At 36.8% G+C, this 13,348-nt stretch carries 12 protein-coding genes; 11 read left to right on the top strand and 1 reads right to left on the bottom strand.

Features of this window, described 5'->3' with window-relative positions; genetic code table 11:
* Window positions 1–22: 22 nt before the first annotated feature.
* From argA to AOY20_RS04225, 7 genes are all read left to right on the top strand, one after another.
* Complete coding sequence (gene argA / locus AOY20_RS04255; protein ID WP_054580704.1) at window positions 23–1,375, top strand: amino-acid N-acetyltransferase; 1,353 nt, start codon at window positions 23–25, stop codon at window positions 1,373–1,375.
* Between the two features lie 334 nt (window positions 1,376–1,709).
* On the top strand, window positions 1,710–2,681 hold the full coding sequence (locus AOY20_RS04250; protein WP_054580703.1) for a sulfonate ABC transporter substrate-binding protein: 972 nt from the start codon (window positions 1,710–1,712) through the stop codon (window positions 2,679–2,681).
* A gap of 98 nt (window positions 2,682–2,779) precedes the next feature.
* Entirely contained in the window at window positions 2,780–3,703 is a 924-nt protein-coding gene (locus AOY20_RS04245) for a sulfonate ABC transporter substrate-binding protein (protein WP_227510380.1), read from the top strand.
* A 19-nt stretch (window positions 3,704–3,722) separates the two neighbouring features.
* The gene (gene ssuD / locus AOY20_RS04240) at window positions 3,723–4,898 is read left to right on the top strand and encodes an FMNH2-dependent alkanesulfonate monooxygenase (RefSeq protein WP_054580701.1); all 1,176 of its coding nucleotides are present in this window, start codon (window positions 3,723–3,725) and stop codon (window positions 4,896–4,898) included.
* On the top strand, window positions 4,898–5,713 hold the full coding sequence (ssuC, locus tag AOY20_RS04235) for an aliphatic sulfonate ABC transporter permease SsuC (RefSeq protein WP_054580700.1): 816 nt from the start codon (window positions 4,898–4,900) through the stop codon (window positions 5,711–5,713). The genes ssuD and ssuC overlap by 1 nt, the downstream gene beginning before the upstream one ends.
* Before the next feature lie 10 nt (window positions 5,714–5,723).
* On the top strand, window positions 5,724–6,527 hold the full coding sequence (locus AOY20_RS04230; RefSeq protein WP_054580699.1) for an ABC transporter ATP-binding protein: 804 nt from the start codon (window positions 5,724–5,726) through the stop codon (window positions 6,525–6,527).
* 305 nt (window positions 6,528–6,832) lie between these two features.
* On the top strand, window positions 6,833–7,456 hold the full coding sequence (locus AOY20_RS04225) for a TetR/AcrR family transcriptional regulator (RefSeq protein WP_054580698.1): 624 nt from the start codon (window positions 6,833–6,835) through the stop codon (window positions 7,454–7,456).
* Between the two features lie 57 nt (window positions 7,457–7,513).
* Here AOY20_RS04225 and AOY20_RS04220 read toward each other — a convergent pair whose 3' ends face one another.
* Window positions 7,514–8,077 carry a 5'-methylthioadenosine/S-adenosylhomocysteine nucleosidase family protein gene (locus AOY20_RS04220; protein WP_054580697.1) on the bottom strand — a complete coding sequence of 188 codons (564 nt, stop codon included), beginning with the start codon at window positions 8,075–8,077 and terminating at the stop codon, window positions 7,514–7,516.
* Between the two features lie 197 nt (window positions 8,078–8,274).
* Between AOY20_RS04220 and ribF the strand changes: the two genes are divergently transcribed.
* Genes ribF through AOY20_RS04200 form a run of 4 tightly spaced genes read left to right on the top strand, consistent with a single transcriptional unit; the run spans window position 8,275 to window position 13,194 of the window.
* Window positions 8,275–9,279, top strand: a complete 1,005-nt coding sequence (gene ribF / locus AOY20_RS04215) for a bifunctional riboflavin kinase/FAD synthetase (RefSeq protein ID WP_054582536.1) — start codon at window positions 8,275–8,277, stop codon at window positions 9,277–9,279.
* 60 nt (window positions 9,280–9,339) lie between these two features.
* On the top strand, window positions 9,340–12,186 hold the full coding sequence (gene ileS / locus AOY20_RS04210; RefSeq protein WP_054580696.1) for an isoleucine--tRNA ligase: 2,847 nt from the start codon (window positions 9,340–9,342) through the stop codon (window positions 12,184–12,186).
* The gene (gene lspA, locus AOY20_RS04205; protein ID WP_054580695.1) at window positions 12,179–12,715 is read left to right on the top strand and encodes a signal peptidase II; all 537 of its coding nucleotides are present in this window, start codon (window positions 12,179–12,181) and stop codon (window positions 12,713–12,715) included. The genes ileS and lspA overlap by 8 nt, the downstream gene beginning before the upstream one ends.
* Entirely contained in the window at window positions 12,712–13,194 is a 483-nt protein-coding gene (locus AOY20_RS04200) for an FKBP-type peptidyl-prolyl cis-trans isomerase (RefSeq protein ID WP_054580694.1), read from the top strand. Before lspA ends, AOY20_RS04200 begins: the two co-directional genes overlap by 4 nt.
* Window positions 13,195–13,348 lie beyond the last annotated feature (154 nt).

Genomic DNA, 13,348 nt, shown 5'->3' with positions numbered 1-13,348 from the left:
CTTTTTTATCTTTGAGCCACATATGGACACGAATCTTTCGGAAACATCACAAAGCACAACATTACAATATGTGCATTGGTTTCGTCATTCTGCACCATATATTAATGCTCATCGAAATAAAACCTTTGTCATTATGTTTGATGGTGAAGCCGTTCAGCATGAAAATTTCAAACATATTATTCATGATATTGCCCTACTTCATTCTTTAGGGATTCATCTTGTTTTGGTGCATGGTGCACGAGCTCAAATTAATCAAAATTTAAAAGCAAGCCAACTAACAACACCATTTCATCAGCATAAGCGCATTACAACCCGTGAATCTCTCAGTGCAATTATGAGTGCTGTAGGTTCAATTCGTCTGCAAATTGAAGCCTTACTGTCTATGGGACTTGCAAACTCCCCTATGTATGGTGCTCGTATTGATGTTGTTTCAGGAAATTTAGTTACTGCCAAACCTTATGGTATTCGAGATGGTGTAGATTTTCAGCTGACTGGCGAAGTTCGTACTGTTGATACCGATGCGATCCAAAGGCACTTAGAAAGCCAAAATATTGTTCTACTTGGACCAACAGGTTATTCCACGACTGGCGAAGTGTTTAATTTACTGGCTGAAGAAGTTGCAACAAAAACCGCCGTTCATTTAAAAGCAGATAAACTGATTTTCTTAGGAAAACAACATGGCTTAGTCAATGAACATCAACAACTACAACGTGAAATTACGCCACATCAATTAGATCAACATATTCAAAAATTTAAAGATGAAAATCCTGAATTGGCATCTTATTTAAAAGCGGCTCATGAAGCTTCATTAAATGGCGTTCATCGTGTTCATTTACTTTCTTATGCTTATGACGGTGCTCTTTTAGAAGAACTCTTTACCCGTGATGGTTCTGGCACTATGGTGACCGATGCTCATTATGAAGATGTACGTACAGCAAATATTCAAGATGTGGGCGGACTCATTAATTTACTTCGACCATTAGAGGAAGAAGGAATTTTAGTTTATCGTTCACGAGAACGTTTAGAGAATGAAATCGAAAAATTTGCAGTGATTGAACGTGATGGCACCATTTTAGCGTGTGCCGCACTTTACCCAATCCCAACAACAGATGATGAATTAAAATCTGCTGAAATTGCATGTGTTGCCGTTCATCCAAGCTATAGAAAATCTAATCGTGGCAGTCAAATTTTACATTACCTAGAAGAACAGGCAAAAGAACTAGGTATTCAACAATTATTTATTCTTACCACTAGAACTGCTCATTGGTTCTTAGAACAGGGCTTTGTAAAAGCTTCTGTTGATGATTTACCAAATGCTCGACAGGCACTTTATAACTATCAACGTAATTCTTTAGTGTGTAAAAAGTCACTTTAAACAGTGACTTTTTTATATGCCATTTAGCTTTATTTTTCATATCTTTATAAGCAAAACCATAAATTATATTTCTATTTTTATAGCAGAAAAAATGCTAATAAAATAAATATTGATGCTTAAGCATTTTTATCATTAAAATTCAATAAATTATAAAAATTTCAACCTACTATTGAGTCTAGTTTATATATCTATTTTTAAGATAAGTTTTTCATCTTTTTTTTTATCTTTTTTTTTCATTTTAAATTTCTGAATTGTTATTTTTTTCGAATAAGAAAACAACATAAGTTATGTGCTAGATGACTTTTTGCTTTTTTATTTTAGGACTCAGTACCTCATGAGTACATTAACAACGACGAATTTTTTTTCTAAATCACTTATTGTTTCATCGATTGTTGCAAGTGCAATCATGCTTTCAAGTTGTGAGAAAAAAGAAGCTGAAAACATTACATTAAATATTGGTTTTCAAAAGTATGGCATTTTGCCAATTGTTAAAGAACGAGGCCTATTAGAAGAAACTTTAAAAAAACAAGGTATTAATATTAAATGGGTTGAGTTCCCTGCTGGTCCACAACTTTTAGAAGGCTTAAATGTAGGTAGCGTTTCATTTGGCGAGGCTGGTGAAGCTCCTCCAATTTTTGCACAAGCTGCAAACTCAAATTTAGTTTATGTGGCAAATCAACCAGCAGCACCTAATGCAGAAGCATTAATCGTTCAAAAAGATTCTAAAATTCAATCTGTCCAAGATTTAAAAGGTAAACGCATTGCACTAAATAAAGGTTCAAATGTTCACTATCTTCTCGTTAAATTATTAGAAGCAAACCATATTAAATTGAATGAAGTTGATATTGTTTACTTACCACCATCAGATGCACGTGCTGCATTTGAACGTGGTGCAGTAGATGCTTGGGTGATTTGGGACCCGTTCTTTGCAGCAGCAGAACAACAAATTGGTGCACGAGTAATTGCAACAGGCGCTAACTTAGTCAATAACTATCAATTTTATTTAGCAGATCGCCAATTTGCAGAACAACATCCTAAAGTTTTACAAGTCGTTGTAAAAGAATTGAATACAACAACTCAGTGGATTGCTCAACATCAAGATGAAGCAGCAAAACTTTTAGAAAAACCAACTGGACTCGATTTTAACATTCTCAAAGCATCAATTTCACGCATGGGATTTGGTGTTACACCTATTTCGCCTGAAGTTGCAAAACAGCAGCAATATGTGGCCGATGCCTTCTATCAAGAAAAACTAATACCACATCAAATTAATATCCAAGCCGCAATTTTATCGTCAAATCCATAAACTAAAAATCATTAAGAAAGGATCTAAAAATGGAACAAAATCATACACTAAACAACACCCCAACATGGTTTAACACTTCAGCGCATAGTGTAAGTGCGATGTTGGTTGCTTGTGTGATGATGGGTTCTACAGCAGTTTGGGCAGTTGATCCTAACGTAAAACAATTACGAGTTGGCTATCAAAAAGCATCTGTGAATGTCGTAATAGCAAAACAGCAAAAATTGCTAGAAAAAGAGTTTCCAAATGCAAAAATTTCTTGGAATGAATTTCCTGGTGGTCCACAAATTTTAGAAGCTTTAGCTGTAGGTTCAATTGATATTGGTACTACTGGTGATACTCCACCTGTCTATGCACAAGCTGGAAATAAGCCATTAACATATATTGCTTATGAAAAAGCGAAACCTTTGTCATCTGCAATTTTGGTACCTGAAAACTCAAATATTACACAGCTTAAGCAATTAAAAGGAAAACGTGTTGCAGTTCACCGTGGCTCAAGTTCACATTATTTACTTGTACAAGCTGTTAAAAAAGCAGGATTAGAGTGGACGGATATTCAACCGATTTGGCTCAGCCCTGCTGATGCCCGTGCAGCATTTCAAAAAGGTGCTGTCGATGCTTGGGCTATTTGGGACCCATACTATGCCGCTGCTCAGGTAGAAGATAAAGCAAAGGTTTTAACGACTGGAAAAGATCTTAGCCCTAATTACACCTTCTACCTAGCATCAGGTAATTTTGTAAAACAACATCCACAAGCAGTAAAAGGTTTTATCAACCAAATCACACTTGCTGACAAATGGGTACAAAAGAACAAAGCTCAAACCGCTCAAATTTTTTCGGACAGCACTGGCATTAAACCAAATGTGAGCCAATTATTTATTAATCGTCGCCCATCACCATCAAGTGCTGCACCACTCAATGCAAAAGTAATTGCAGACCAACAACAACTCGCTGATCGTTTTGCCGAGCTCAAGATCATCCCTAAACCTATCCAAATTAAACAAGCTGTTTGGGTACAAAAGTAATATTTCGAAGGACGAAGTTATGAAAATTTTTTGGTTTATTCCTACCCATGGTGACAGTCGTTATTTAGGCACAAGCAAAGGCGGTCGTCAGGTTGATCATGCTTATATGAAGCAAATTGCTGTTGCTGTTGATAATTTAGGTTATGAAGGTGTCCTTATTCCAACTGGTCGTTCTTGCGAAGATCCATGGATTACAGCAGCAAGCCTCATTGATGCTACAAAAAATTTAAAATTTTTAGTGGCATTACGTCCAGGTGTAACAACACCTGCTCTTGCTGCACGTATGGCTGCAACATTTGATCGTTTATCTAATGGCCGTATATTACTTAATTTGGTTACAGGTGGCGATGAGCAAGAACTTAAAGGTGATGGCGTATATGAAGACCATTCGACACGCTATAAAACTGCAACTGAATACACAACAATTTGGCGTGAAATTTTAAAACGATCTCATACAGGTGAAGCATTTACATTTCATGGTGAACGCCTAAGTGTAGATGGCGCGAAGTTACTTTATCCACCAGTTCAACAACCATATCCACCTCTTTGGTTTGGTGGTTCCTCAGAAGATGCTATTGAACTTGCGGCAGACCAAGTCGATACATATTTAACTTGGGGCGAACCTCCTGCGGCAGTAAAAGAAAAAATTGCTGTTGTTAAAGCAAAAGCTGAAGCTAAAGGCCGTACTTTAAATTACGGTATTCGCTTACATGTAATTGTGCGTGAAACAAATGAAGAAGCGTGGAAAGCGGCAGAAGAACTTATTCAATATGTAGATGATGCAACCATTCAAGCTGCGCAACAAAAATTCAAACAAATGGATTCAGTAGGTCAACGTCGTATGGCTGAGCTACATAATGGTGATCGTAGTAAATTAGAAGTTTCACCAAACTTATGGGCTGGTGTTGGGCTAGTCCGTGGTGGTGCAGGAACTGCTTTAGTTGGTGATCCAGAAACTATAGCAGCACGTATTCAAGAATATGCAGATTTAGGCATTGGCACATTTATTTTCTCTGGCTATCCGCATTTAGAAGAATCAATTCGCTTTGCGGAACTTGTTTTCCCACTTCTTCCAATTGAAACACGTAAAAAATTAGCTCAGCCTAATTTGACAGGTCCTTTTGGTGAAATTGTAGCGAATAACTACGTTGCAGATGAGGCGAAAAAAGAAATAAAACAACAGGAGCCGGCTTAATGACTTCTAAAGTTTCAATTGAAACCTTAAGTAAAAATAAGGTTTCACGTGGAACACAATTTGGGCAGCGTTTGCTGCCTTGGTTAGTTCCAATTACACTCATCTTAATCTGGCAATTGGCTTCAAATACAGGGCTTCTAGAAAGCAGAATATTACCTGCCCCTACTGCTGTAGTATCTGCATTTTGGACACTTCTTGTTAGTGGTGAACTGTGGGAGCATGTCAAAGTAAGTGCAGGACGCGCCCTTTTAGGATTATTGATTGGTGGCGGATTAGGGTTACTCTTAGGCCTACTGAATGGTTCCTCAAAAGCTGCTTCTGCTCTGCTTGATACCACAATTCAAATGATTCGAAATATTCCAGCATTGGCTTTAATTCCATTAGTTATTTTATGGTTTGGAATTGATGAAAGTGCAAAATTATTTCTTGTCGCAATTGGTGTTTTCTTTCCAATTTATATTAATACCTATCATGGTATTCGTTCTGTAGATCCTCAGCTTATTGAGATGGGTAAAAGCTATGGACTAACACGTTGGCAATTGTATAAAGAAATTATTCTACCTGGAGCAATGCCATCTATCTTAGTAGGTCTACGTTTTTCTTTGGGATTAGTTTGGGTTCTTTTAATTGTGGCAGAAACTATTTCAGCTCAAGCTGGTATTGGTTACATGACTATGAATGCTCGTGAATTTCTTCAAACTGATATCGTTTTAGTTGGTATTCTGTTGTATGCCCTACTTGGAAAATTAGCAGATGTCATGGCTGTTGCATTAGAAAAATATCTATTGCGTTGGCACTCAGGTTATCAAAAATAAGGAAAATAAAATGTCTGATTTAAGCGTAGGATTACAAAATTTGCCTTCTACAAGTCATGAAAAGTTAAATGCTGATATTAATCCAAATGCAGTTATTGGTGCAGAAATTAATATTGAACAACTCTATAAACTTTACGGACAAGTCACCGTACTTGAAGATCTAGATTTACATATACAACCTGGTGAGTTTGTTGCGATTGTTGGACGAAGTGGCTGTGGTAAAAGTACACTTCTTCGTTTGATTGCAGACTTAGAACAACCAAGTTATGGTGAAATTAAGTTTAAGTCAGCACGCCATTTACGCGAAGGTATAACGTCAGATGACATTCGTGTCATGTTCCAAGATCCACGGTTACTTCCTTGGCGCAGTATTGAGGAAAATGTTCAACTTGGTTTACCAAAAGAACAACATGCAAATGCATCTGCAATGCTAGAGAAAGTAGGCTTAAAAGAAAAAGCCACTCTATGGCCATCTCAACTTTCTGGTGGACAGCGTCAACGTACAGCTTTAGCACGTGCACTTTCACATAAACCGCGTATTTTATTGCTCGATGAACCATTAGGTGCTTTAGATGCTTTAACACGTTTAGACATGCAAAATTTAATTGAAAAACTTTGGACTGAACAAGGTTTCACTGCCATGTTAGTCACACATGACGTTAGTGAAGCAGTCCAACTTGCAGACCGTATTATTTTGTTAGATAAAGGACTTATTGCAAAACAATTTGAAGTTAAATTACCTCGACCACGTCAAAAAGGTATTGAATTTTCTAAACTTGAACAAGAAGTCCTCCATGCCGTTCTTGCAACTTAAATCCTAAAAGTCCTTCATTCGCCCTTGAAGGACTCATCACTCCATAATCAAGTAACTTTTTCTTATACATTATTTTATTATTCATATTAAATTTCATGTGATTATATTTTGATTAATCTCAGTTCAAATTTAAATCTGACCATACTTTGAAGTATTTTCTATAACCTATAAACAGTTAATACTTATTGTTTTTTATCTTTTTTTATTCTTTCAAATAAATAATAAAAATATTAATATTCATTATGCACAAAACTGATGAATTGCCGTACAATTAACATTCCCCTTTTCTTTCGTTTAAATTGATAATGGAACAAAAAAAGAGTACGCAAAAGCGTCATCAACTTCTCAGTGCAGCATTAGATGTCTTTTCACTATATGGCTTCAATGGAGCTAGCTTAGATGAAATTGCACAAATTGCAGAAATGCATAAGTCAAATATTTTCTATTATTATGAAAATAAAGAAGCTTTATATGTTGAAGTACTAACAACTGTACTTCAAAAATGGTTAGCTCCATTGCAAACGCTTGAAACTGAACTTGAACCCGATGAAGCTATAACAAATTATTTATTGCAAAAAATTGAAGTTTCTCGCACTCAGCCAAAAGCTTCTCGTTTGTTTGCATTAGAGCTTATTCAAGGTGCCCCACATATTCTCGATATTTTAAAAGGTCCTTTGAAAAAGTTAGTTAAACGTAAAGCTAAAGTCATTATCATGTGGCAAGAACAAGGTAAAATTTCAACAGATATTGACCCTGAATTACTTATTTTAAATATTTGGGCTATTACTCAAAACTATGCTGACTTTTCTACTCAAATGGAAATGGTCACAGGAAAAACATTGCGTAACCGCAGCATGCAACAACGTATTATTCAACATACTGTTCACATGATGCTTTACGGTATTCTTCCACGTAATGAAAACAAATGATCGCTTGCGATGATTTTGGCATACGACCATAGAATACTATGGTCGCCGAATGCTCTATTACTTTATTAATTGATATAATTCTAAAAGTTTTTTAGCACCAAATAATAAATTTTCTTCCCAATCTAAATGAGCAGCATCATCTGCACCATCGGTAATATATTTGACAGAAATTAAGCGCACACCTAAACGCTTACAAACTTTTGCAAGTGCATAACCTTCCATATCAACTAAATTACACGGTACTTTAGGTATTCCAACCTCAAAATTATCGCCTGTACCACAGATACCTTTAGGTAAATGCTCAAAGTATTCATCTAAATGAATGGCAGCAGGATAATCTGTATCAACAGGTGTAACACCTACTTCAAAACCTAATGGTGAGACATCCATATCACGCTGTACAAATTGCGTAACTTCCACCAAATCATGTGCATTAAAATGCGAACTTCCTGCTGTACCTAAATTTAATAAGGTATTACATCCAGTTTTTTGAATCACTTCAAATGCTTTAAACGCAGCATTTACTTTACCAATACCGCTGTAATTCACTTGAATTCCTTCTGCTTCAAATAAACCTTTGGACTCATTTGGCAATGCCATAATCAGTGCTAAATCTGACATAAACAACCTTATTTCACGTTTAAAACAGACCCATTAAACGAGAATTCATTAAAGTCATCAATATTTTTATCTACAACCTAGCCAAAAATTTTAGATTTTAAAATAACTTTTTCTTGGATAAAAACAGAACAACAAGACGAAATCATTAGAATATGGCAATATATAGTCCTCATAAATTTAATTTTAATTATTTGTCCATGAAGTTACTGCGCTTAAACGCTTTATCTACGCATTCTGAGTTACCTCACACGGCGGTTACAATAGGTAATTTTGATGGCGTGCATCTTGGTCATCAAGCCATGATCAAGCAGCTCAAGCACATTGCGTCAGAACAGAATTTAAAAACGGCTATCATGATTTTTGAGCCACAGCCTTTAGAATTTTTTAAGGCTTATGATGCGCCTCCCCGCATTAGTTCATTACGTGAAAAAGTAGAATATTTAGCTGAACTTGGTGTCGATTACGTTATTGTTGCAAAATTTGATCATCATTTTAGAAGCTTAAATGCCGAAGAATTTGCCCAAATATTAAAAGAAAAATTAAGTGCTCAACATCTAGTACTAGGCGATGATTTTCATTTTGGCAAAAACCGTCAAGGAAACAGTGAATTTTTAAAGCAATATGGTTTTCATGTTACCAATCTAGAAACTATTCTTTTAGATGGCGAACGCGTCAGTTCAACTCGTATTCGTCAAACACTACAGGCAGATGACCTAGCCCTTGCTGCCAAATTATTGGGTCGTCCATATAGCATTACGGGTCGTGTGCAATATGGAGATCAAATTGGACGAACCATTAATTTTCCAACAATTAATGTTCGTTTAAATCGTCATAAACCTTGTTTAAATGGTATTTATGGCGTTGAAGTAATTTGTGAAACAGAATCATTACAAGCGAAAGTAAAAAATGAAAATCCAAGTAAAATAGGTATTGCTGGATATACCCCTACTGCATTATTTGGTGCAGGTCATGTCGGTACTCGTCCCGCAATCAAACAAGCACATCCAGAATGGCGATTAGAAGTACATTTCCCTGAAGTTTCTGCTAATCTGTATGGCCTATTAATGCGGGTGACGTTCTTGAACTATCTTCATGGTGAAAAGGACTACCCTTCGCTTGAAGCACTAAAAGCTGGAATTGATGATGATGTTGAGAAACTTCTTGAGTTTCGTCTCAACAATTCATCTTTTCCATTTAAATAACAACTTTTTTTAATGTAAAACGCGTCAGTTCTACACTGATTTAATTGGAAGACAACTTGCATGAGCGATAAGCAAACTCCTGAAAATGCAGTGGACTATAAAGCCACGCTAAACCTCCCAGGTACTGACTTTGCAATGAAAGCAAATCTAGCAGTACGTGAAGCGAAATGGTTAGAAGAGTGGTATGCCGATAACATTTATCAGCAGATTCGTGCATCGCGAATTGGCAAAAAAAAGTATGTGCTTCACGACGGTCCTCCGTATGCAAATGGACAAATCCATTTAGGTCACGCAGTCAATAAAGTTCTTAAAGATATTATTATTAAAAGCCGTGTAATGGATGGCTTTGATGCACCATATGTACCAGGTTGGGACTGTCATGGTTTACCTATTGAACTTAAAGTAGAAGAAAAAGTAGGTAAAGTTGGCGTTAAAGTTGATGCTTCAACTTTCCGTAAAGCTTGCCGCGAATATGCTTACACTCAAGTCGACTTACAAAAGAAAGACTTCATTCGTATGGGCGTATTTGGTGATTGGGATAATCCTTACCTTACAATGAACTTCAAACAAGAAGCTGATATTGTTCGTTCATTAGGTGCTATTGCTAAAAACGGTCATATTCAACCAGGTCTTAAACCAGTGAACTGGTGTTTAGACTGTGGTTCAGCTTTAGCTGAAGCAGAAGTTGAATACGAAGATAAAAAATCTGATGCGATTGACGTTGGTTTCACAGTTGTTGATTTAGCTGATTTATCTGCACGTTTAGGCGTAACTGTTACAGATTCGACAGATATCGTTATTTGGACAACAACTCCTTGGACTATGCCTGCAAACCAAGCTGTTTCTCTTCATGCTGAAATTGAATATCAACTTGTTCAAGCAACAGGTGAAAATAAAGCAGCACAAAACCTTATTCTTGCAAAAGATTTAGTACAATCTGCAACTGAGCGTTATGGCTTTGAATCTTTCGAAGTTATTGCAGACTTTGTTGGTGCTAAATTAGAAAACTTAGTTCTTCAACATCCTTTAATTACAGAGCGTCAAGTACCTGTAATTTTAGGTGAACACGTTATTGCAACAAGTGGTACAGGTGCAGTACATACAGCACCAGGTCACGGTGTAGATGACTATAAAGTTGGTTTACTATATAACTTAAAAGTTGAAAATCCTGTCGGTGGTAATGGTGTTTATTTACCAACTTCACCACTGTTCCCAGGCGAACATATCTATAAAGCAAATCCAAAAATTATTGCTGCTTTAACTGAGGCAGGCAAACTTTGGGCACATGTTGCGATCAAACATAGCTACCCTCACTGCTGGCGTCATAAAACACCAATTATCTTCCGTGCAACACCACAATGGTTCATTAGCATGGATGAAAAAGGTTTACGTCAAGGTGCATTAAATGCAATTGAAAACGACATCAGCTTCGTTCCAGATTGGGGTAAAAACCGTATTCAAGCAATGATTGACGGTCGTCCAGATTGGTGTATTTCTCGTCAACGTACTTGGGGTGTTCCAATCCCATTCTTCGTTCATAAAGATACGAATGAATTGCACCCACGTACGCCTGAATTAATTGAAGAAGTTGCTAAACTGATTGAACAAGAAGGTATTGATGGTTGGTATAACCGTGATGCAGCTGAGTTCATTGGTGCTGATGCTGAACAATACAATGCAGTACGCGATACGCTAGACGTATGGTTTGACTCTGGTACAACGCACTATGCAGTACTTCGTGAACGTGAAGAACTGACTGATCCAGCAGACTTATATCTTGAAGGTTCAGATCAACATCGTGGTTGGTTCCAATCTTCATTATTAACGTCAATTGCAATTAATGGACGCGCACCTTACAAAGGCTTATTGACTCACGGTTTCGTAGTCGATGAAAAAGGCCGTAAGATGTCAAAATCTATTGGTAACGTGATCACACCACAAGACATCATTAAAGATATGGGTGCTGATGGTCTTCGTTTCTGGATCGCATCTGCAGATTACCGTTATGAAATGACAGCGGGTAAAGAAATCTTTAGCCGTGCATCTGATGGTTACCGTCGTATCCGTAATACGCTTCGCTTCTTACTTGCGAACTTAAATGGTTTCAAACCATCTACTGATGCACTTCCTGTAGACCAATTAATCGCACTTGATCAATATATCTTACAGCGTGCAAGCGACGTTCAAGAAACAATTAAGAAAGCATATGAAGATATGAACTTCCATATCGTTACAAATGCTTTAACAAACTTCTGTATTAATGACTTAGGTGGTTTCTACCTAGACATCATCAAAGACCGTCAATACACAACAAAAGCAGATTCACAAGCACGTCATTCTGCACAAACTGCGTTGTATCACTTGGTACAAGCATTTGTTCGTTGGATGTCACCAATCTTAAGCTTTACAGCTCAAGAAGCATGGCCTTTAATTCCAGAACAATCTGAAAAATACGTATTTACAGCTGAATGGTATGACATTCCTGTTGCCTCTACAGCAAACGTAGTTTCAGAAGCTGAATGGCAAACGCTCATTAGCATTAAATCTGCTGTGAATAAACATATTGAAGCAGCACGTAATGCAAAACTAGTGGGTTCTAACCTATCTGCTAAAGTTGAACTTTGGGCTTCTGCAGAGCTTAAAGCTGTATTAGACAAACTGGGTGATGAGCTTCGTTTTGTTCTTATTACCTCTCAGGTTATTGTCAATGCATTTGACGCAGCACAAGGTCAAGAATCTGAACTTGAAGGTTTACGCGTTAAAATTTCAGCAGCAGATGGTGAAAAATGTGCACGTTGCTGGCATGTGCTTCCAGATGTAAATACACATTCTGCACATCCAGGCTTATGTGGTCGTTGTATTATTAACCTTCCTACAGGCCAAGGCGAAGAGAGAAAATATGCCTAATCCACATCATAAAAAGGGCTTCTTTCAATTCTACTCACACAATTTAGTGTGGGTGGGGTTATCCATTATCGCAATTATTCTAGATCAATGGACGAAATGGATTGCTGTTACACATTTGCATTATGCAGATCCTGTACCTGTAATGCCCTTTTTAAATTGGACATTATTATATAACTATGGCGCAGCTTTTAGTTTCTTGTCCGATGCTGGTGGATGGCAACGTTATTTCTTTACAGCCCTTGCAGGAATTGTGTCTGTTGTTTTTGTTTTTTGGCTCATGCGTATGCCGAAAAATGTAAAAGTACTCCCAATTGCAATTGCACTTATTTTAGGTGGTGCAATTGGAAATTTAATTGACCGTGTATCTTTAGGTTATGTGGTCGATTTTATCCATGTGTACTACAACAACAGTCACTTCCCTGCATTTAATATTGCAGACAGTGCCATTACACTTGGTACAATTTTATTGTTGATTGATACTTTCTTCCTTGAGAAAAAACGTATCCAACATGCGGAAGCGCAAAAATGACAGATTTTATTAATCCAAATGAAGAAACACGTGTAGCAGAAGGTGCTAAAGTTGAACTTCATTTCTCAGTTGCAATTGAAAATGGCCCTGAGATTGACAACACTCGTAGTCGTGAAGAGCCTGTAAGCCTTGTAGTTGGCGATGGTAATTTACTACCTGGCTTTGAAAAAGCATTATTTGGTTTACGTGCTGGAGACCGTCGTACGGTTAGTCTTCTTCCTGAAGATGCTTTTGGTCCATGGAATCCAGAAAACGTACAAAAGTTCGATACAATCAAATTTGAACAACGTCCTATTGTTGGTCATATGATTGAATTCGAAGACAAAGCAAAATCAAGTCTTTATGGTGTGGTTAAAACTGTAGGTGATGATATTACCGAAGTTGATTTTAACCATCCTTTAGCAGGCAAAAATATTACATTTGAAGTAGAAATTTTCAAAGTAACACCTGCAGGACAACAAGGTATTAAAATCATGTAATCCCTAAAATAAAAAGCCTCTTTTGAGGCTTTTTATTTTTAAATTAATTATAAGAAAAATAATAGTTTAATAAATACATACAAATTTATATTTCCATCATCTCTAGCAATATCATAACTTTAAAATTAAACATTTTATTTCTATAGAAGAACAT

Source organism: Acinetobacter equi (assembly GCF_001307195.1).
In the GTDB taxonomy this organism is placed as follows: Bacteria; Pseudomonadota; Gammaproteobacteria; order Pseudomonadales; family Moraxellaceae; genus Acinetobacter; species Acinetobacter equi.
Note: the sequence above shows the minus strand (reverse complement) of the source record. Positions and strands in the feature narration are given on the sequence as shown.